Annotated in this window: 17 protein-coding genes; 7 read left to right on the top strand and 10 right to left on the bottom strand. The window is 61.4% G+C overall.

Annotated elements, in window-relative coordinates:
• The first annotated feature begins 137 nt into the window (after positions 1–137).
• The 4 genes from ruvB to queG all read left to right on the top strand — a co-directional run bounded on the left by ruvB (position 138) and on the right by queG (position 2,895).
• Complete coding sequence (ruvB, locus tag OIS53_RS18735) at positions 138–1,190, top strand: Holliday junction branch migration DNA helicase RuvB (protein WP_264680101.1); 1,053 nt, start codon at positions 138–140, stop codon at positions 1,188–1,190.
• 81 nt (positions 1,191–1,271) lie between these two features.
• Positions 1,272–1,511, top strand: coding sequence for a hypothetical protein (locus OIS53_RS18740; RefSeq protein WP_264680102.1), 240 nt, complete (start codon positions 1,272–1,274; stop codon positions 1,509–1,511).
• Positions 1,496–1,909: a type II toxin-antitoxin system VapC family toxin gene (locus tag OIS53_RS18745; RefSeq protein WP_264680103.1), complete on the top strand. Its 414-nt coding sequence runs from the start codon at positions 1,496–1,498 to the stop codon at positions 1,907–1,909. Before OIS53_RS18740 ends, OIS53_RS18745 begins: the two co-directional genes overlap by 16 nt.
• On the top strand, positions 1,909–2,895 hold the full coding sequence (queG, locus tag OIS53_RS18750; RefSeq protein ID WP_264680104.1) for a tRNA epoxyqueuosine(34) reductase QueG: 987 nt from the start codon (positions 1,909–1,911) through the stop codon (positions 2,893–2,895). Before OIS53_RS18745 ends, queG begins: the two co-directional genes overlap by 1 nt.
• A 164-nt stretch (positions 2,896–3,059) precedes the next feature.
• Here the strand turns inward: queG and OIS53_RS18755 are convergent, their stop codons facing one another.
• The 5 genes from OIS53_RS18755 to OIS53_RS18775 all read right to left on the bottom strand — a co-directional run bounded on the left by OIS53_RS18755 (position 3,060) and on the right by OIS53_RS18775 (position 6,902).
• Complete coding sequence (locus OIS53_RS18755) at positions 3,060–3,254, bottom strand: hypothetical protein (protein ID WP_264680105.1); 195 nt, start codon at positions 3,252–3,254, stop codon at positions 3,060–3,062.
• 248 nt (positions 3,255–3,502) lie between these two features.
• Positions 3,503–4,381: a ferritin-like domain-containing protein gene (locus tag OIS53_RS18760; RefSeq protein WP_264680106.1), complete on the bottom strand. Its 879-nt coding sequence runs from the start codon at positions 4,379–4,381 to the stop codon at positions 3,503–3,505.
• 31 nt (positions 4,382–4,412) lie between these two features.
• Positions 4,413–5,129 (bottom strand): ferritin-like domain-containing protein, encoded by a 717-nt coding sequence (locus tag OIS53_RS18765; RefSeq protein ID WP_264680107.1) that lies wholly within the window; start codon positions 5,127–5,129, stop codon positions 4,413–4,415.
• A 163-nt stretch (positions 5,130–5,292) separates the two neighbouring features.
• Complete coding sequence (locus OIS53_RS18770; protein ID WP_264680108.1) at positions 5,293–6,147, bottom strand: ferritin-like domain-containing protein; 855 nt, start codon at positions 6,145–6,147, stop codon at positions 5,293–5,295.
• A 32-nt stretch (positions 6,148–6,179) separates the two neighbouring features.
• The gene (locus OIS53_RS18775; RefSeq protein ID WP_264680109.1) at positions 6,180–6,902 is read right to left on the bottom strand and encodes a ferritin-like domain-containing protein; all 723 of its coding nucleotides are present in this window, start codon (positions 6,900–6,902) and stop codon (positions 6,180–6,182) included.
• A 299-nt stretch (positions 6,903–7,201) separates the two neighbouring features.
• Here OIS53_RS18775 and OIS53_RS18780 point away from each other — a divergent pair, with 299 nt between their 5' ends.
• Complete coding sequence (locus OIS53_RS18780; protein ID WP_264680110.1) at positions 7,202–8,686, top strand: BatD family protein; 1,485 nt, start codon at positions 7,202–7,204, stop codon at positions 8,684–8,686.
• 369 nt (positions 8,687–9,055) lie between these two features.
• Complete coding sequence (gene aroC, locus OIS53_RS18785) at positions 9,056–10,132, top strand: chorismate synthase (RefSeq protein WP_264680111.1); 1,077 nt, start codon at positions 9,056–9,058, stop codon at positions 10,130–10,132.
• Positions 10,133–10,339: 207 nt separating this feature from the next.
• Here aroC and OIS53_RS18790 read toward each other — a convergent pair whose 3' ends face one another.
• Positions 10,340–11,692, bottom strand: coding sequence for an HTTM domain-containing protein (locus OIS53_RS18790; RefSeq protein ID WP_264680112.1), 1,353 nt, complete (start codon positions 11,690–11,692; stop codon positions 10,340–10,342).
• A 289-nt stretch (positions 11,693–11,981) separates the two neighbouring features.
• On the opposite strand from OIS53_RS18790, the gene OIS53_RS18795 reads away from it, so the two are divergent.
• On the top strand, positions 11,982–12,590 hold the full coding sequence (locus tag OIS53_RS18795; RefSeq protein ID WP_264680113.1) for a NifU family protein: 609 nt from the start codon (positions 11,982–11,984) through the stop codon (positions 12,588–12,590).
• A gap of 78 nt (positions 12,591–12,668) precedes the next feature.
• Here OIS53_RS18795 and OIS53_RS18800 read toward each other — a convergent pair whose 3' ends face one another.
• The 4 genes from OIS53_RS18800 to secDF form a co-directional block, all read right to left on the bottom strand.
• Complete coding sequence (locus OIS53_RS18800; protein WP_264680114.1) at positions 12,669–13,556, bottom strand: hypothetical protein; 888 nt, start codon at positions 13,554–13,556, stop codon at positions 12,669–12,671.
• A gap of 152 nt (positions 13,557–13,708) precedes the next feature.
• Entirely contained in the window at positions 13,709–15,172 is a 1,464-nt protein-coding gene (locus OIS53_RS18805; RefSeq protein ID WP_264680115.1) for a hypothetical protein, read from the bottom strand.
• Positions 15,147–15,659: an RNA polymerase sigma factor gene (locus tag OIS53_RS18810; RefSeq protein ID WP_319805494.1), complete on the bottom strand. Its 513-nt coding sequence runs from the start codon at positions 15,657–15,659 to the stop codon at positions 15,147–15,149. The genes OIS53_RS18805 and OIS53_RS18810 overlap by 26 nt, the downstream gene beginning before the upstream one ends.
• Positions 15,660–15,953: 294 nt before the next feature.
• Positions 15,954–18,932 (bottom strand): protein translocase subunit SecDF, encoded by a 2,979-nt coding sequence (gene secDF, locus OIS53_RS18815; RefSeq protein ID WP_264680117.1) that lies wholly within the window; start codon positions 18,930–18,932, stop codon positions 15,954–15,956.
• Positions 18,933–18,984 lie beyond the last annotated feature (52 nt).

Below are 18,984 nucleotides of genomic sequence, written 5' to 3' on the forward strand. Positions count from 1 at the left end.
CAAGGGCAGGCCGGTAACGAGTAGACTTGCTACTAAATTTAGTAAGATAGACTTGCGGCAATATTTTTTGCTAAAAAGGGCACCAAGGCACTGCTCAGCATGTTACCTTTCGACACGCTGAACCCTATTTTGAGCTTATGCGCGAACCGCTTCTAACGGGTGGCACCGAGCACTACGACGCCACCGACAAAGACATTGACAAGGCCCTGCGCCCCCTTTCCTTCGACGATTTCACCGGCCAGGATAAGGTAGTAGAAAACCTGAAGGTGTTTGTGGCAGCTGCCAAGCGCCGCGGCGACGCCCTCGACCACGTGCTCCTGCACGGGCCGCCCGGCCTGGGCAAAACCACCCTGTCCCACATTATTGCCAACGAGCTGGAAGCCGGTATCAAGATGACCTCCGGCCCGGTGCTCGACAAGCCTTCCGACCTGGCTGGCCTGCTCACCAACCTGGAGCCGCACGATGTGCTGTTCATCGACGAAATCCATCGTCTGAACCCGGTGGTGGAGGAGTACCTGTACTCAGCCATGGAGGACTACCGCATCGACATCATGCTCGACTCGGGCCCCAATGCCCGCTCGGTGCAGATTTCGTTGTCGCCGTTTACGCTGATTGGGGCCACCACGCGCTCCGGCATGCTCACCTCGCCGCTGCGGGCCCGCTTCGGCATCAGCTCCCGCCTGGAGTACTACGACTCCAAGCTGCTAACCACCATCGTGCAACGCTCGGCCGAAATTCTGGGCACGCCCATTCACGAGGACGCGGCCTTTGAAATTGCCCGCCGCTCGCGTGGTACGCCCCGCATTGCCAACAACCTGCTGCGCCGCACCCGCGACTTCGCCCAGATTAAAGGTACCGGCACCATTACCGTTGATATTGCCCAGTTTGCTCTGGCCGCTCTCGACGTGGACGCCCGCGGCCTCGACGATATGGACAAGCGCATCCTCACCACCATCATCGACAAGTTCAAGGGTGGCCCCGTGGGCATCACCACCATTGCCACGGCCTGCGGCGAGGAAGCCGAAACCATCGAGGAAGTGTACGAGCCCTTCCTTATTCAGGAAGGCTACATCAAGCGCACCAGCCGCGGCCGTGAGGCTACCGAAGCGGCCTACGAACACCTGGGCCGCCCCATGCCCCAGCACCTGCGCGGCAACTCGGGGAGCACCACGGGGGAGCTGTTCAGCTAAGCTTTACAAGCCTGCTTTACTACTAGTGGAACGCACCGCCCGCAGCGGTGCGTTTCTAGTTTTCAGCCGTATCTTTCTAGTATGGAAACGCAGCAATTAGTTAAAGAAATCAACAGCCTGCCCGCTGATGCGCTTAGGGAACTGGAACGTTTTCTAGTTCAACTAAAATGGCGTTATGCCCAATCAACGCCACCTACTCAAGAAGAAATAATCCCGCTTACTGATCCGGAATTCTTTGGCATGTACGCAAACCGCGACGATATGCGCGACAGTGTGGAGTATATTCGGAAACTGCGGCGCGAGCAATGGGAAGTGAAATAAGCCCGTTTTTGCTGGTGGATTCGGATGTGTTGATTGATTGGCAGCGCGGGATTCAACAGGCCGCCGAGCAGATAGCCATCGTACAGCGACTGAGTGTGCCGGCTGTTAGTGTAGTGACCCGGATGGAGCTTATCGTAGGAAGCCAAAGCCGTGAATATCAGCAACGCACTGAGAAGCTATTGCGGCCCTTTCGCGTTGTGCAGATAGACGAGCAGATTTCTCTGGTGGCAAATGACTTAGTAACGCGCTTCTACCTCAGCAGTGGGTTGTTGCTTCCGGATGCCTTGATTGCGGCAACTGCCCTTGTGCATCGCGCGCCCCTGCTCACCAAAAATCAGCGTGATTTTCAGTTTATTCCAGAATTGAATGTGCTGCCATACCCTGGGGCTGCTTCGTAATGCTTCCCACCGCCCACTATACCGCTTTCATCAAACGCCGGGCGGCGGAGCTGGGCTTTATGTACTGCGGCATTAGTAGGGCCGAGTTTCTGGAAGAGGAAGCGCCGCGCCTCGAAAACTGGCTGAGCCGCCAGATGCACGGACAGATGCGCTACATGGAAAACCACTTTGACAAGCGCCTCGACCCGCGCCTGCTCGTCGACGGGGCCAAATCCGTCATTTCCCTGCTGCTCAACTACTACCCGCCCGAGGAAACCCAGCAGCCCGACGACACGCTGCGCATCAGCAAGTACGCCTACGGCCGCGACTACCACTTTGTCATCAAAGACAAACTCAAGACCCTGCTTCAGGACATGCAGCAGGAAATTGGCGAAATAGGTGGCCGGTGCTTCGTCGACTCGGCGCCGGTGCTCGACAAGGCCTGGGCCAAGAAAAGCGGTTTGGGCTGGGTGGGCAAGAATTCCAACCTGATTACGCCCGGCGTGGGCTCGTTCTACTTCATTGCCGAGCTGATTGTGGACGTGGAGCTGGACTACGACGGCCCCATCAAAGACTACTGCGGCACCTGCCGCAAGTGCCTGGATGCCTGCCCCACCCAGGCCATTACCGAGCCCTACGTGGTGGATGGCTCCAAGTGCATCAGCTACTTCACCATTGAGCTGAAAGACCAGATTCCGACCCAGGTGCAGGGCCAGTTCGGCAATTGGGTGTTCGGCTGCGACATCTGCCAGGATGTGTGCCCCTGGAACCGGTTTGCCCGGCCCCACCAGGAGCCCCAGTTCAACCCGCACCCCAGCCTCAAAGACCTAACGCCCGGCGACTGGCGCGAAATCACGCACGAGCTGTTTTCGGAGCTGTTCCGGCAGTCGGCGGTGAAGCGCACGGGCTACGCAGGTTTGCAGCGCAACATTCGGTTTGTGCTGGGCGAAGAAGCTGCCCCGGCTACCACCGCCAGCGACTCAGCTACCGATGAGCCGCGAATGTAGGCTACTCAGCAGTTGGAATCATTAGAGACAAGCAAAGGAAATCTGTGCAATCCATTTAATCTGCACAATCTGTGATTAGTAGAAGCGCCGGAGCCGGGCGCGAGCTTGTCGTAAGTGACAAGCGGCGCCCGGCTCCGGGGTCTGAAAAGAAGATAGGTTGGAAGCTACGCTACCACGGGCTGCGCAAATACCCGATTCAGGATGCGGCGGTAGAGCTTCGAGAACTGCTGGTAGCACCACACTTTCAGCTCAGACAGCTCGGCCGGGACCAGCATACGCAGGGCCTTGCGCAGTTCTTTTTCAAAGAGAATCTTGTCGAAGCTCACTTTGAGCAGAATGGTTTTTGCGTACTCAAGCATGGCTTTTTGAGATGTTTGGTAAAGGGCAACAGTAGGGCGGAAGTCAGAAACGAGAGCTTATACGGACAAGTCAAAAAAAGGCTTGCGGTATAAGACCGGGGTCAGCACGCTTTTGTTTGAAGATACAAACTTTTGTTCGATATATACAACCAAACGGTTGTTAGCAGTTCCCAACAGCACCTGAAAGCACAAAAGGAACGACGAAAGTCGTTCCTTTTGTATCGGTAACGCAGTCAGGGAGTTGAAACTTAATACGCGAACAGCCCAACAATGGCTTCTGCGGAGGGCCCGTCCAGCGGCTCGTCGAAGGCCTCGGCTACTTTGGCCAGAATGGCGTCGAGGGGCAGTGGGGGAGTGGCTACGTTGATGGGCAGCGATTCGCGGAAGGGCACCAGGCGCGGGCCGGGCAGCAGCTGGGTGGTGGTTTGCTCGTTGGCATACACCTGGGCGGCCACGGCCGCCGGGCCCACCGGAGCGTCGGTGGGGCTGCTCCAGCTTTTTACCTGGGCCCCGCGCTGGCGGCGTAGCGTCCGGATGTGGGCGGCGTGCCGGGCTTCGGTGGAATGGGCGCGCAGGGCGGTTTCGAGCAGGAAATTATCGGCTTGCAGAAACTCCACCTGGCCTTTATAGGCCCGCACGCCCGCGTCTTCGAGTAGCTGCGCTACCTGCAAAAACGTGTCGAAGTTGTCGAATACATCCGGGAACGAGGCCGCCTGGGTGCCGTTTTTGCTACCCGTAAAGTCGAAGTTGGGCTTGGTGGGCACGGTGCCGCCGGAGCTGCGCAGCACGCCTTCCAGCAAAGCCACGTGTTGCTGCTCGTGGCTCTGGATGGTCTGGATGGCCGCTCTGGTGGCCGCCGAGCCGAAAAAGGAAGTAGGCTTAGCTAGGGCGCGGGTATAGAACTCGTTTTCCAAGTATTCCAGCGTCAGGGCCAGGCGCAGGGCGTCGTAGGTGCTGGCAGTGGGACGGGCCTGGGCCGGCGGGGCAAGGGCCAGGCTGAGAGCAGCGGGCAAAGCCGCGGCGCTAGTCTGGGCCAGGCGGCTCAGGGCGCGGCGGCGGGTGTCGGCCGCGGCCGGCGTCGGCGTGTCGGCGCTGGCCAGGTGGCTCAGCAGCTTCAGAAAATCCATAGCGAAAAACGAAAATGCGCTAGAAATGCGCCTACAGCGTGGGCAGATTGGTACCTACCAGCGTTATCTTAACATACTTGCTCACGGCCTCCAGCACCTGCACCGGGGTGAGGGCGGTGTCGAGGCCGGTGCTGCCTACCACGTCGGTGCCGGCGAAGGAGCCGGGTTCCAGCAGCTCCCGCACCACGGCCGCGTGCCGAGCTTCTACGGAAGCTATTTTGCCGGCCAGGCGCAGGTAGCCAGTGCCTTCTGCGGTTAGGTCAAACAGCTTGCCGGCCCCGTTGTAGGCGGCCACGCCCAGGTCTTCGAGCGTGCGGGCGGCGGCCAGCACGCCGGCGCGGGTGGTCAGCGTGAACGAGGAGAAATCAAAGGCCAGCGGCTCGGTGAAATTGGCGTCGTAGGCATTGGAGCCCAGCGTATACTTAAAGGTTTCGCGGTGAATTACCTCATGGTCGCGCAAATCCACGAACAGAGCCCGGTCGGCGGCGGTAAAGTCGGCGGGAAACGTGGTGACGACGGCCTGGTAGAAGGCAGCTTCCAGCTGCTCCAGCAGGTAGGCGTAGTTCAACAGCCCCAAGTTGCCCCGGCCAAACACCAAGGTGCCCGTGCCGGCCGTGGTGGGTTGTTCGGGCGTATCATCATCGTCGCAGCCTGCCAGCACCAGGGCCGACGAAGCAGCGGTGGCACCGGCTACGCGCAGAAAAAAACGGCGGCGCACCGGGCGCCCCAGAAAAGAAGAGAAGGACATAAGCAAACACAATATCAGCCCGCGGAGCAACCGGCTCCCACGCTGATGCAAACAAAGGTAACGTGTTCTAGTGGGATGCTGGAGCCGGGCCGGAGGTTGCAAAAAGAAAAGCGCCTTCCGCAAAACGGAAGGCGCTTTTAGATACTTCTATGAAAAAGGAAGCTTAGAACTTCACCACCGAGCGGGCAATGTTGGTAACGGTGGTGCTGTCGAGGCCTTCATCGAAGGCGGCGCTAACGTCGGCGGCCGTGTAGGTCGTGCCAAGGGCAGTAGTCAGGTTGGCAATACCGCCCTGAGCCAGGTTGTCTTCGGCGGGGAACAGGTTTACCGGGTTGCCGGCGCCGTACACGGGGGCCGGAGCGCCGTTGGCATCGGCATTCACAACCCACGGCATGATGCCAGTCTGGTTGCCGGCCGTAGCACCGCGGCGCATGTAGCGAATGTGGGCAGCGTGGCGAGCTTCTACCGAGTGAATTTGCAGGGCCGTTTGCAGTACGTTGTTGGGGTTGCCGGCGCCCTTAATAACCGTAGCCTGGCCTTTATAGGCCCGCACACCGGTGTCCTCAAACGCCTGAGCAAACGTCAGGAAGGTGCTGTAGGTAGAGAAGGCCGAGCCGAAGTCAAAACCGTTGGCCGGGGCCGGGTCTTTGGCATTACCCAAGGCGGTTTCCAGCAGGTTTACGTGGGCCAGCTCGTGGGCCCGGATGGTTTCAATGGCGGTGCGGGCGGCACCGGTCAGGGGCACGGTGAGGGTGGCGGCTTTCAGGGCCTGGTCGTAGAAGCTGTACTCCAGGCGCTCCAGCAGCAGGGCGTAGTTGAGCACGGCATTCACCGAGGTCAGCGTGTTCTGGCCCATGGCTTTGTTGAAAGCCGAGCCAATGGCAATGGGCGCGGCGGCCAGGGCCATTTTCTTGCTCAAGTCGCCGAGGGCAGTGAGGGCGCTGCGGCGGTGGGTGAGGCGGTCCATGATTTCAGGATCAGCCTTCTCCAGCTCGGAAATTATCTTAAACAGGTTCATAGTACGGGAAAATCAAAAGAGGAGAAGGATGATTATTTGCCTACGTTGTCGCCGTTGATCTTTTCTTTGATGAACGGCTGAGCGGCGGTCAGCACCTGCGATACCGTCAGCGCTTGGTCGAGGCCCTGGGCGTTTACCACGTCGGAAGCGGAGAAGCTGCCGGGCGTAATCAGGTCCCGGATGTAGGCAGCGTGGCGGGCTTCTACCGACACAATTTTGCCGGCAATCAGCAGGTAAGCATCGGTCTTGATGAGCGCACCAGCACCGTTGTAGGCAGCTACGCCTAAGTCCTCGAACGTGCGGGCCGTGGTGAGCACCGAGTTGCGGTCCGAGAAATTCACCTTGCTGAAATCAGGATTCAGACCCGGGATAATCTGGTTGGGCGCAGCTTGTGTAATGGCAGCCTTAAAGAAGTCGCGGTGAATGGCCTCGTGCTGGGCAATGGCGGTGAGGGCCATGCGCTCGTCGGTGGTGATGCCGGTGTAAGGCGTGGCTACCACTTGCTTGTAGAAAGCGGCTTCCAGCTGCTCCAGGGCATAGGCGTAGTTCAGCACGCCCACGTCGCCTGAACCCAGGCTTACGGTAGAATTGTTGTTGGTAACGGTTTCTTCGTCATCGTCGCAGCCAGATAGCAGCAGGGCCGTGGCACCGGCCGTGGCACCAGCGTACATGAAGAAGGAACGACGCTTGATGGGCGTGTACAACGGTTTAGCGAATTCCGCGTCGTCGCCACCGCGTTGCGGGATGTTGGACATGGGAGAAGGGGTGAGAATGGTGAAAAATAAAGGCAATAATCAGCCACCCACCAAAGCGGCGGTTTTTGCGAGAAACTGGCAGAAAAGGGGAGTAGGCTATGTTGCGGGAAGATACGGAGCTATCTAGACAGCCAGATTCACCTAGAACAAAATTTTGTAACTCGACTACAAAGTCAGCACCGGAAAACCATCTTATTGCACTCAGTTTAGAACCTTGTCTTTCCAGAAGAAATGCCTTTCCGACAACGCAGGCGGTGTTTTTATGTACTTTTAAGCTTCAAGCTTGCTAGCTACTGTTCATGCGCTTTTTTCTGCTTTTTTTTATTGGCCTGCTAGTAGGGCTGTCGGGCGTGGCTCAGCAGGCTGCCCCACCAGCATCGGCCCCGGAGGCCGACCTCGTGCTGGGCAAAACCGCTTTTCCAGTCAACGAATACTTTACCATCAGCTTTCGGCTGCGGGGCGCGCCGCTGGAGCGCTATTCCGCCTTCCCCGACATTGAAGGATTCAAGCGCAGCGGCAAGTCCAGCACCACTACTACACGCATCGTAGCAGGCCAAACGTCTACCGAGCTGACCATTACCCAGCGCTACGCCGCCTACGCCGAGGGCGAGTACGTGCTCAAGCCTTTCACCATGACCGTGAATGGCCTGACTATCCGCTCGGAGGGCGCTACGTTGAAGGTGGGGCCGGAAGGAGTGGCTACAGCCCCCGCGCCCCCAGCAGGCAGTGGGCCGTTGCAGGGTATTGGGTCGCTTGACCAGCTTTTTGGCAAGCAGAAGCCCCAGGAGTACCTGGAGCCTCACGACGACGCTTTTTTGGCCGTGCAAGCCGACCGGCCCCGCGTGTACGTGGGGCAGGGCTTGCACGTGGCCCTGTACTTCTACCTCACGCCCCAGGACCAAGCCGTGCTCAACTTCCACAATTTTGCGGGCCAGCTGCCCGGCATCATCCGGCAGCTGCGGCAGCGCACCGTGTGGGAAGAAAGCTTCGATGACCAAGAGGTGACCCCCGAAAACGTAACGGTGGGCGGCAAGCCGTTTTTGCGCTACCGACTGTGGCAGGCCGAGCTGTACCCGCTGAACACCCAGCCGCTGGTGTTTCCGGCCGTGGAGCTGCGGATGCTGAAGTACCGGCTGGCCAAGAAGTCCGACCCCGACCTCGACAACCGCCTGGAAGGCTACAAAACTTACCGCTCCCAGGCCCGCACGGTGCCGGTGCTGCCCCTGCCACGTCACCCTTTGCGCGACCAGGTGCCGGTGGGCTCCTACCAGTTGCGCGAAGCCATTGACCGGACAACTTTCCGCACAGGCCGGGCCTTTGCCTACACGTTTGTGGTAGAGGGCGAAGGCAACTTGGCCGCCCTAAACCTGCCAGCTCCCGTGCCGCCGCGTTACCTGGAGCTCTACGGCCCGGAAGTGGAGCAGCGCCTGACCCGCCAAGCTGGCCGCGTAGGCGGCCGTAAGAGCTTCCGCTTCCGGCTGGTGGCCCGCCGCCCCGGCGCAGTACCCCTCGACAGCCTGTTTCAGCTGGTGGTGTTCAACCCCGCTACGGCCCGCTACGACACGCTGCGCTCCTCGCTGCACCCCATTGTGCGCGGCCCGGCCCGCGCCGAAACCGCCCTGCGCGCCCGTTCCACCGACCCGTTCTACCGCGAAGCCTTGGCCCGCGCCGACGCCACGCCCCAGCCCATCAATGTCTACCAGTCAGTGCGCCGATATGCCAATCTGTTACTGCTGGCCCTACTGGTTGTAGCCGGCATCGGCTGGTGGCGCGGGCAGCGGTGAGGGGATGGATAATGAGGTGGTGAGTAGTGAGGTGGTGAGTGGAAAAGAAGGTCATGCTGAGCGCAGCCGGAGGCGTAGTCGAAGCATCTCTACCGCTTCGTTGCTGACGGCAACTGTCATGCTGAGCCCCGCGAAGCATCTCGCCCGCTTCGTTGAACAGGCGTCAAGAAGTTAGCCAGAGGTAGAGATGCTTCGCGGGGCTCAGCATGACGTTCCACCTCTTCACCCCATCACCTCTTCACCCCATCACCTCTTCACCCCATCACCTCTTCACCCCATCACCTCTTCACCCCATCACCTCTTCACCCCATCACCTCTTCACCCCATCACCTCCTTACCTTTACCACTCACCACAAGCCACCTCACCACATGAATACTTTCGGCACCTTGTTTCGCATTACTACATTTGGCGAGTCGCACGGGCCGGGGATTGGGGTGGTAATTGATGGGTGTCCGGCCGGACTGGTGGTGGACGAAGCCGTGCTACAGGCAGCGCTGGACCGGCGCCGGCCGGGGCAGAGTGACCTAACCACGCCGCGGCAGGAAGAAGACCGGGTGGAAATTCAGTCGGGCATCTTTCAGGGGCAGACCACCGGCACGCCCATCAGCCTCTACATCCGCAACCGTGACCAGCACAGCCACGACTACTCCCACATCGAGCACGCCTACCGCCCCTCCCACGCCGACTACACCTACGACCAGAAGTACGGCCGCCGCGACTACCGAGGCGGGGGCCGCTCCTCGGCCCGCGAAACCGCTGCCCGCGTGGCCGCCGGCGCCGTGGCCCAGCAACTGCTCAGCCAGCACGGTATCCAGGTCAGCAGCTACGTGTCGCAGGTGGGCGCGGTAGCGGTACCGGTGGGCTACGAGCAACTCGACCTCAGCCTCATCGACAGCAACCCGGTGCGCTGCCCTCACCCGGAAACCGCCACCCGCATGGCCGACCTTATCCGCCAGACCCGCGACCGGCATGATACCGTGGGAGGACTTGTGACGGGTGTGGTGCGGGGTGTACCCGCCGGCCTGGGCGAGCCGGTGTTCGATAAGCTGCACGCCGGGCTGGGTCGCGCCATGCTGAGCATCAATGCCGTGAAGGGTTTCGAGTACGGCTCGGGCTTTGCGGGCACGCTGCTTTTCGGCTCCGAGCACAACGACGCCTTCTACACGGATGAGCAGGGCCAAGTACGCACCCGCACCAATCATTCCGGCGGCATCCAGGGCGGCATCAGCAACGGCCAGGACATTTACTTCCGCGTGGCCTTCAAGCCCGTGGCCACCATCCTCCAGCCCCAAACCACTATCAACGACCAGGGCGAGGAAATCACCCTGGCCGGCCGCGGCCGCCACGACCCCTGCGTGCTGCCCCGTGCCGTCCCCATTGTCGACGCCATGACCAGCCTAGTACTAGCCGACATGCTACTGCGGGCGAGGGGAAATAAAGTTTAATGTGAGAAATGTGGAGAAATGAGGAGGAATGTGAAAATGAACGATGAGGCCTAGCAGGGCGGCCTAGCGGTAGAAACTGGTGTCCATTCCGTGTACAAAGCCTCAGCGAGGCGACACAGCCGTCCGCAGACGTCAAGTGTCGCTCCGCTGGGGCTTTTCGTTCATTTCCACATTCTCCCACATTTCTCATATTCCCCACATTTGAATCTATTCCATCGGCGGAGCTGGGGCTATCCAGGGATAGAGGGCAAAGGTGCGGGGTTGGGCGGCCAGGTCCACGTCGGAGCGGACGAGGGGGCGGGGTGGGCGGCGGTTCATGGTCAGCCAGGAGTCGGCGAAAACCTGCACGTGGCCGCGACCCTGCCGGGCGTACTCGGCGGCGAGGAAATGGGCGAATTGCAGGATGAGGTCGGGCTGGGCGGCGAGCTTGTGGCACTGCCGGCGAGTGAGGTAGGCGTCGGGGTGTACTACTTCGGTGCGGCCGTCGGGCAGCACCACCCGGAAGCTGATGGTTCCTTGCTTGGCCCGCAGCATCATGTGCCAGGCAAAGTGGTGGCCTTCCTCGGTCCAGTGCACGTCGCCGGGGTACAGGAAGTGGCGCAGAGGCACCAGCAACTGCACCACGGCGTAGAGGCCCAAGCTCGTTACCAAGACCCGCACTTGGCCGCGGCTCGGAACCCGGAAAGTTGACTTGGCCTCTGTGGCCGGCACTCGCTGGGCCAGCCACCGCCCCAGGACCGGCGTGCGGCGGGGCCAGTCGGGCCGAAAAAATATGCAAGCCGTCATCAGCAGCGAAAACCACGGAAACGTGCCCAGCCCGAAGATGACCACATTGGACAAGTGAAAGAAAGCGGCTACCCCAAACACCCAGGGCCGACTGCGGCGCCACAGCAGCCCCGGCACCACCAGCAGGTCGAAGGCCAGGCCAGCGTAACTCATCAACCAGGGCAGCCAGGGCTGGCCCAGCACGCCGCCCACCACCGGGTAGCTGGCCTTGGGCGCCAGCCACACGCTCAGCGGATGCGCCAGCAGCCAGTCGGGGTTCAGCTTGGCCAGGCCGGCGTAGAAGTACACCACACTTAGCTGGAACAGCAACACCAAGCGCGTCCAGGCGGGCACGGTAGCGGCGGGCAGCACGCGGCCGGCGCGCACGTCGGCGGAGGCGGCGCGGTGGGCCGGCAGCAGCGCCAGCCACCCTGCCACGAGGCAGTACAGGTAAAAATGGTTGATAAAGCGGGTTTCCTCGGCCAGGAATAGCAGAGTGTAGCACACGCAGAGCACCACGGCCGCCGGGCGGTAGCGCCAGCCCGCCGCCACCGCTACCCCCGCCACCACGGCGCCCACGTGCAGGCCCAGCATCACGGCGGGCGGCCAAGCCGGTAGCCAACTGGTCAGCAGGTAAGAGAAGTGCAGTTTGGGCTCGGTATACTCGCGCCAGTAGCCCAGGGCCAGGCTGCCCGCCATTTCCAGGGCCAACAGCCACCCGGCCCCCACCCGAAACACCACCAGCCAGGCAATATCAATGGGGCGAAACAGGGCGGTAGTGAGGCGGCTGAACATGAAGAAAGATAGATAAAAGGGCGTCAGCCAGTGGTACGCGGCCCTGGCCGAGCAGTTACCGGGCAGGGCTGAGTGAGCAGCGAGAATACAAAATTTGGTATTGGGCTTTATACTGATTGCCGAATAGCGCTGGGTCTACATCGGGAGCATGGCCTTCCGATAACTGGCCGTCGTGTACCTTTGCAGAGCTGGTTGCAACTTCCTGGCTGGTTTGTGGTTTATCATCACTGAGCCGCCGAAGAATTGCTGACTGCGTGGCTTCCTTCTTGTTTTTCAGACCCTATATCCCATGAATACGCCCGTTTCCATTTACGCCGAGGCTTCGCCCAATCCTGAGTCCATGAAGTTTGTGCTGAACACCCAGCTGCTGAGCGACGGGGTGAGCGTGGACTATCCTAATCTGGAAGCCGCGGCCAACTCGCCACTGGCCCAGGAGTTGTTCAATTTCGATTACGTGGGCCGGGTGTTCATCGCCCAGAACTTCGTCACTATCACCAAAACCACCGACCACCAGTGGGCCCAGCTGATTCCGGAGCTGCGCACCTTCCTGAAGTCGTACGTGGAAGCTGGCGGCCCCATCTTCACCGTGGACCCCGCTGCCGAGCAGCGGGCCGCCCAGCAAGCCGCTGCCGCCACCGGCGACGCCTCCGAGGCCGATCAGCAAACCAGCCAGAAAATCATCGACCTGCTCGACAACTACGTGCGCCCGGCCGTGGAGCAAGACGGTGGTAACATCACCTTCCGCTCCTACAAAGAAGGCATCGTGACCGTAAATCTGCAAGGCTCCTGCTCCGGCTGCCCCTCGGCTACGGTTACACTGAAGTCGGGCATCGAAAACCTGCTCAAGCGCATGGTGCCTGAAGTGAAAGAAGTGGTAGCCGAAGGCGTGCTCCAGTAATCGAGCGGGTCTCCCGAGACGTTGAAGCTCCAGCCGCACTGCGGCTGGAGCTTTTTTTTGCTGTGTGGCCGGCGCATCTTACGGTAGGGCTACCTGCCACTGGTCGCCTTCGCTAGTCGTTACACCCTGGCCTTCCACCTTGCCGCGGGTCAGGGCATCGGCGGCGAAGTAGTACAGCGGCCGGCCTTTGTAGGTGAGCTGCTGATTGGTGGCCTCGCCGTAGGGGCCAGCGGTGGTAGTAGTGGTGCGGGTAATGGTGCCGAAATCGGTAGCAGTTAGGGCCGAGGGAAACACCCGGCTGGCCGTGTAGAAAGTCGGCCAGGCCGTTTGGCAGTTGCCGGTGCAGTTGGTGGGCTGGGTTGAAGGGCTGCGGGTGTCTTTGCCGAACGTATACAGCGTGCGGCCCTGCGAGTCGACCAGAAAGCTGCGCACCGCTGCCTGCCCGGTCGATTTATCAACCACGCTCTTAGTGGCAACCTGGATTGAAAACGCCGGCTCCATTACGTACCACACGTTGCCGATGCCGTTGCCGGTGGTTTGGCCGGGCTGCTCCCGCACGTTCTGGCCGTTTACCGCTGGCGCATAATAGTACAGCGGCCACCCCTTGTAGGTGGTTTGCGGCTGGCCGCTGGCCGTGTTCTGGGTTTTGAAGTCATTGGCTTGCAGGTCGCCGCTCACCCGGATGTCTTCGGTGTAAAAAACGGGCCAGACGGCCGCGCACCCGCCGCTGCACGCGTTGGTGCCGTCGACGTCGCGGGCAAAGTAGTAGAGCGTGTTGCCATCCTTATCGGTCAGGAAGGAGCCCAGCGCAGGCGAGGTAGCCAGTTGAATGGTAGGCGCGGGCGGGGCGGGTTGGTCGTCCGAATCTGAGTTGTTGCAGCCAGCCAGCAGGCCCAGCAGCAGGCAGAGGAAAGCCAGTGGACGGCGGAGCAGGCCCGTAGGGCCCATGGCGAAGGAGTACGGCATAGGGTTGAAGAAGTTAGTGTGAGAAAAAAAGAGTGTCTGGTGATTGGCGTTTGAATGCGCCGGGACTAGTTGGGTGTGCTTCCAGAAAGGCAAGCGTTTCCCGTCCCGGCCAGAAGCCGGGTTTTGCACAGCAGGAAAAGCGGGGAAAACGTTTAAGGAGTAGCAAGCGGCGCCGGGCGCGGTGCCAGCAGCCCGTAGCGCAGGCCCAGCAGCAGCCCGCCGCTGGTAAAGCGCACTTTACCGAAGCCGACGCCGCCCAAGGGTACGTTCAGAAAAGGCTCGGCCTGCACGCCCCAACGGCCGTTGAGGCGGTGCTCGTAGCCTGCTCCCACCCGCAGAAAGCGGGCTGCGGCTTCGCTGCCGCGGGGCAGGCTCCAGCTGCTCACCACGTACTGCCCGTTCCTTTCGTAGTGATAGGCGTATCGCTCGTTACGCATCAGCACCGAGGTGACGCCGCCCGTGGCGTACCACGTGTGGCCGGCCCGAACTACGGCATCATAGCGCAGCTCCAGCGGAATTTCTGTGATGCGGCAGTTAGCATCTACCTGGTCTATGACATACCGCTGGGTCCAGTAATTCGGCGGTGGATTGTAGTCCTGCTGGCGGGCGGCGTAGCGCTTCACGCTGCGCTGCACTCCTGCACGCACCCGCCAGCGAGGCGCCAGGCGAACATCGACCTGCACTCCCAGCGTGCCGCCCAGCCGGGCCGCCGGACCGCCCGGTATCTGGGCCGCTTCCGGCCCGCCCACCAAGGCCACTCCCACGCGGTATACCGGAGCCTTGGGCAGCTGGGGCGCAGCTTCTGGCTGCCGTATCGAGTCGGCCGGGGCGGGGCGGGGCGCGGCGGCCACAGAATCGGTCGGTACGGGGCGGGCCAAGGTGTCGGCAGCGGTAGTCGGGTGGGTGGCGGTGGGAGCGGTGGGAGTAGGTGAAGCTGCGGCCGCTGCGGTGGGCTGGGCTGTAGCTACTGCTGCGGGTTCGGCTGGGGTTGGGGCTGCTGTTGGAGCTTGGGCCAGGCTAGCACCAGGCTCGGTGGCAGCGGCCGGGCGCATACGAGCAGGCGTTTTTGCGAGCTGCGCCGGCCGCTGAGCCGCTGGCAGCAACTGCCGCGGCGCCCGGCCCACGGTGCCGGAGCGAGGGGCGGTCTGGAAGGAAGTCTCGGCTACAGGTGCCGCCGGGGCGGACGGCTGGCCGGCTGGTACCTGGGCCGGGGCTTCCATGACTGCTGCGCCCGGCTGGGCCGCCCCCCGCGCGGTAGCATTTGGGGGTGCTGGTTGACTTACCCGCGCCCGGCGGGTTAGCCCACCAGATTGCTTGGCAGCAGCCTCGCTTGGGGCAGTAGCTGGCCGGACAGCTGGGCGGCTTGCCAGGTGAGCATCCGGGGAGGCTGGGCGCTGCCACCACAGCAGTAGCAGGCCCACCAGACCCATTTCCAGCAAAAACAACACCGCCACCCGGCGCCACACCTGCCGCCGAAGCTGGCGTTGATACGCGGCTTCGTCGAGCTGAGTGCTCAGGCGCAGCCAGCCGGCCAAGGATATCTCGTCGGGATATGCCTCGGCGCCGCGCTGAAACAGGCGGTCCAGCTCTTCATCTGACATATCCGGTGTGTGCATGGTGTTGGTACTGAGTAAGCAACGCCCGCAGCTGCGCGCGGGCCTTGAATAAGTTGGACTTGGAGGCACCCACCGAAATGCCCAGCTGCTTGGCTATTTCCTCGTGGGTGTAGCCGTCGATGGCGTAGAGGTTGAACACCGCCCGGTAAGCCGGCGGCAGCTGCCCAATCAGCCGCAGCAGCTCCTCAAACGAGAACTGGTCCACGGGGGTAAGGCCAGGGTCGGCGGCGAGGTGAGCTTCGGCGCTGTCGAGGTCGGTGTGGAAGGCGTGGCGGTGCGTGGCTCGAAACTGGTCGATGGCCGTGCGCACCATGATGCGCCGCAGCCATCCGCGCAGCGAGCCGGCCACATCCGGGAAGCGGGCGGCGTCGAAGCGGGGCAGCTCCCGGAAAACCTTCATGAAGCCGTCGTTTACGGCTTCCAGAGCAGCATCCCGCTCGTGCAGGTAGCGCAGGCAGATGCTGAGCGCGTAGGGGTAATACCGCACGTACAAGTGCCGCTGGCTGGTACGGTCTGCCGCTCGGCAACCGGCCAGCAGCTCAAGGAGCAGCGCAGAATCTGGTTCAGGAGTACCCACAGCGGCGGAGCGTCTTAGTAGTTGTCCACTCGGAGGAGGCTAGCAAATGGTTGCCTAAGCATTCAAAAAAGTAATAAAAAAGCCCGACCACCTTCCGGGGCCGGGCATTTTTGATAGCAGGATGTGGGTAGTTGGATGTAGGCAGCTGGGTGTTCGACCAGGAATTCCTGTCCAACTACCCACTACCCACATCCTACTACCTTATTACACCTGGGCGGTGCTCAGCTTGGGTGCATCCACGTCGGTGGTCGTGTTCAGGCGCTCCTTCTCCTTGCGGCCGTAGGTGTCCAGAATGAGCGGAGCCGCAATGAAGAGCGAGGAGTAGGTACCGAAGATGATACCGATGAGCATGGCAAACGAGAACGAGCGGAGCGTTTCGCCCCCGAAGATGTAGAGCACCAGCATCACCAGAAACACCGTCGTGAACGTAATCATCGTCCGGGAGAAGGTGCTGTTCAGGGCCGGGTTTACCACCTGCGCAAAGGTCAGGTGCTTGTTTTCGCGCAGATATTCCCTGATTCGGTCGTAGATAACGATGGTGTCGTTCATGGAGAAGCCGATGGTGGTCAGCACGGCCGCCACGAACACCTGGTCCATCTCGTAGTTCAGGCCCAGGGCCCGCGCAATCGGGAAGGAGGCAATCAGAATAAGAGCGTCGTGGAACAAGGACACCACGGCCGCCATTGAGTACTGCCACTTCTCGAAGCGGAACAGCACGTACACGAAGATGGCCAGCAAGGTCAGGCCCAGGCTCAGCACCGAGGTTTTCTTGATGTCGTCGGCAATGGTGGCGCCTACTTTCGAGGTGCTCTGCACCACGGGGTTTTCGGCGCTGTACTTGGCTTTCAGACCCGTCAGCAGGGCGGTTTCCACTTTCTTGTCGGCCTCCACGCTTTCGTCATCGGCCAGGTAACCGGTGGTGATGCGCAGGCGGTTGGGGCTACCAAAGGTTTTGGCTTCGGTGCCAGCGCCGGCAAAGTACTGGTTGTGCAGCAGGTCGCGCACGTCGGAGGCCACCATGGGCTTATTGAAGTCCACGATGTAGGCCCGGCCCCCGCGGAAGTCTACGCCCAGGTTGGGGCCGCCCTGCAAGTACATCAGCCCGAAACCCACGACGATAATCACCGTCGAGAAGGCGTAGGCCAGTTTGCGCTTCCCTACAATGTCGAAGTTGAGGCCCTTGAACAGGTTGCGCGAGAGGGCCGTGCTGAACGAAAGCGAGGAAGTTTCCTTGCCTTTCACCAGCCACTCAATAATGAGGCGCGACACGTACACGGCCGACAGGAAGGAGGTAAACACGCCGATGCCCAGCGTAATGGCGAAGTTCTGCACCGGACCCGTGCCAAAGAAGCCCAGAATCAGGGCAATGATAAGCGTGGTAACGTTGGAGTCGAAGATGGCTGAGAAGGCGCGGGAGTAGCCTTTGGCAATGGCGTCCTTCAGCTGCAAGCCGTGGTTCAGTTCTTCCCGAATCCGCTCAAAGATGAGCACGTTGGCATCTACCGAAGCGGCAATAACCAGCAGCAGGCCGGCAATGCCGGGCAGGGTAAGGGCAAAGGAGAACTGCGCCAGTACCCCCATGATCAGGAACAGGTTGAACAGCAGGGCCGCATCGGCTACCACCCCGGCGCGGCCGTAGTACAGGGCCATGAACAGCATGATAACGGCCAGCCCGCCCAGCGTGGAGTACAGGCCCTGGTTGATGGCTTCCTGACCCAGCGACGGACCCACCACGGCTTCTTCCACGATGCGGGTAGGAGCGGGCAGCTTACCGGCTTTCAGCACGCTGGCCAGGTCCTGGGCTTCCTCGATCTGGAAGTTGCCCGAGATGCTGGAGTTGCCGCCCGCAATTTCGGCCTGCACCACCGGCGCCGAGTACACGTAGTCGTCGAGCACAATGGCCACCTGGCGGCCGATGTTGGCGGCCGTCAGGCGCTGCCACTTGCGGGCCCCGGTGGGGTTCATCTGCATGCTCACCTCGGCCCGGCCGTTGGTGGGGTCAATGTCGCCGCGGGCGTCACTGATCACCTCGCCGCCAATCGGGGCCTCGCCGTCGCGCGACTTCCGGATGGCGTACAGCTGTAGGTATTCCTGGCCTTCGATAACGTCGGGCTTCACACCCCACATGAAGGTAAGGTTGCTGGGCAGCACGGCGCGCACGTCGGGGCTGCGCAGCACGGCATTCACGCGGGCCGTGTCCCGGATGTTGGTGCCCAGGGTACCGGGCATGGTAAACAGACCAGCCAGCACGCTTTTCTGCGGGGCAGCCGAGTCGGCTTTGGCCGCTGTAGCAGGCTTCTTCTTAGCCAGCTGGCTGGCCAGGGAGGTAGAGTCGCCGGCGGTGGCAGCGGCGGCCGTAGCGGTGGTGTCGGTAGTAGCCGACTTTACGGCGGCGCTGGCCTGCTGCTTGGCGCTCAGTACCTGGTCGAGCTGGGCCAGGTAGGGCGAAAACTCATCGGCCCGCCACACTTCCCAGAACTCCAGCTTGGCCTGGCCCTGGAGCAGCTTACGCACCCGGTCGGGGTTGTCCACGCCGGGCAGCTCAATCTGGATGCGGCCCGTGCCTTTCACCCGCTGAATGTTGGGCTGGCTGGTACCGAACTTGTCTACGCGGGTGCGCAGGATGTTAAACGACCGGTCAATGGCTTCTTCCACCTCCTGGTTGATTTCGCCAATCACCTTCTCGTTGGTCGAGTTAATGTCGATGCCGCGGCTCTTGTTGGTCGTGTTGGCGAAGATGCGGGCCAGCTTATCGGTGGGCGCCACCTCGCGGAACGACTGCGCAAACAGCGTCGTGAACGGGGTCGAAGGGTTGGTTTTCTGCAGCTCCTGAGCCCTGGCCAGGGCGCGGGTGAAGGCTGGGTCTTTGGAGTTGCCGCTCATGGCGCGCACAATCTCCACCGGTGACACTTCCAGCGTCACGTGCATGCCGCCCTTCAGGTCCAGGCCCAAGCCCAGCTCCGAGGTGCGCACGTCTTTGTAGGTCAAGGGCCCAAACACAGGCGCGCGCCACACCGAGTCGAGGTAGTGCTGGCGCTTCTTCTCATCCAGGCGGCCAGTGCGGCTGGCATAGGTTACGGCATCTTTTTGGACGCCGCGCGAGATGAGCGTGAGGGAAAGAAAGTAGATGCACAACGCCGACACGAGCAGCGTCAGCGTAATGATGAGTCCTTTATTACGCATCGGAAAAAAGTAAACGGAAAGAAATCAGAAAGGAAGCCGGGCCAAACGGAAG

Origin of the sequence: Hymenobacter sp. YIM 151500-1, assembly GCF_025979885.1 — a bacterium.
Taxonomy (GTDB): Bacteria; Bacteroidota; Bacteroidia; order Cytophagales; family Hymenobacteraceae; genus Hymenobacter.

What these genes read in the sequence shown, in the direction of transcription:
- OIS53_RS18755 (WP_264680105.1), bottom strand. Translation starts at nt 3,254, where the DNA reads ATGCTTGAGTACGCAAAAACCATTCTGCTCAAAGTGAGCTTCGACAAG.
- aroC (WP_264680111.1), top strand. Translation starts at nt 9,056, where the DNA reads ATGAATACTTTCGGCACCTTGTTTCGCATTACTACATTTGGCGAGTCG.
- OIS53_RS18760 (WP_264680106.1), bottom strand. Translation starts at nt 4,381, where the DNA reads ATGGATTTTCTGAAGCTGCTGAGCCACCTGGCCAGCGCCGACACGCCG.
- OIS53_RS18800 (WP_264680114.1), bottom strand. Translation starts at nt 13,556, where the DNA reads ATGCCGTACTCCTTCGCCATGGGCCCTACGGGCCTGCTCCGCCGTCCA.
- OIS53_RS18780 (WP_264680110.1), top strand. Translation starts at nt 7,202, where the DNA reads ATGCGCTTTTTTCTGCTTTTTTTTATTGGCCTGCTAGTAGGGCTGTCG.
- OIS53_RS18790 (WP_264680112.1), bottom strand. Translation starts at nt 11,692, where the DNA reads ATGTTCAGCCGCCTCACTACCGCCCTGTTTCGCCCCATTGATATTGCC.
- OIS53_RS18745 (WP_264680103.1), top strand. Translation starts at nt 1,496, where the DNA reads ATGGGAAGTGAAATAAGCCCGTTTTTGCTGGTGGATTCGGATGTGTTG.
- ruvB (WP_264680101.1), top strand. Translation starts at nt 138, where the DNA reads ATGCGCGAACCGCTTCTAACGGGTGGCACCGAGCACTACGACGCCACC.
- OIS53_RS18740 (WP_264680102.1), top strand. Translation starts at nt 1,272, where the DNA reads ATGGAAACGCAGCAATTAGTTAAAGAAATCAACAGCCTGCCCGCTGAT.
- OIS53_RS18775 (WP_264680109.1), bottom strand. Translation starts at nt 6,902, where the DNA reads ATGTCCAACATCCCGCAACGCGGTGGCGACGACGCGGAATTCGCTAAA.
- OIS53_RS18795 (WP_264680113.1), top strand. Translation starts at nt 11,982, where the DNA reads ATGAATACGCCCGTTTCCATTTACGCCGAGGCTTCGCCCAATCCTGAG.
- queG (WP_264680104.1), top strand. Translation starts at nt 1,909, where the DNA reads ATGCTTCCCACCGCCCACTATACCGCTTTCATCAAACGCCGGGCGGCG.
- OIS53_RS18770 (WP_264680108.1), bottom strand. Translation starts at nt 6,147, where the DNA reads ATGAACCTGTTTAAGATAATTTCCGAGCTGGAGAAGGCTGATCCTGAA.
- OIS53_RS18765 (WP_264680107.1), bottom strand. Translation starts at nt 5,129, where the DNA reads ATGTCCTTCTCTTCTTTTCTGGGGCGCCCGGTGCGCCGCCGTTTTTTT.
- OIS53_RS18805 (WP_264680115.1), bottom strand. Translation starts at nt 15,172, where the DNA reads ATGCACACACCGGATATGTCAGATGAAGAGCTGGACCGCCTGTTTCAG.
- secDF (WP_264680117.1), bottom strand. Translation starts at nt 18,932, where the DNA reads ATGCGTAATAAAGGACTCATCATTACGCTGACGCTGCTCGTGTCGGCG.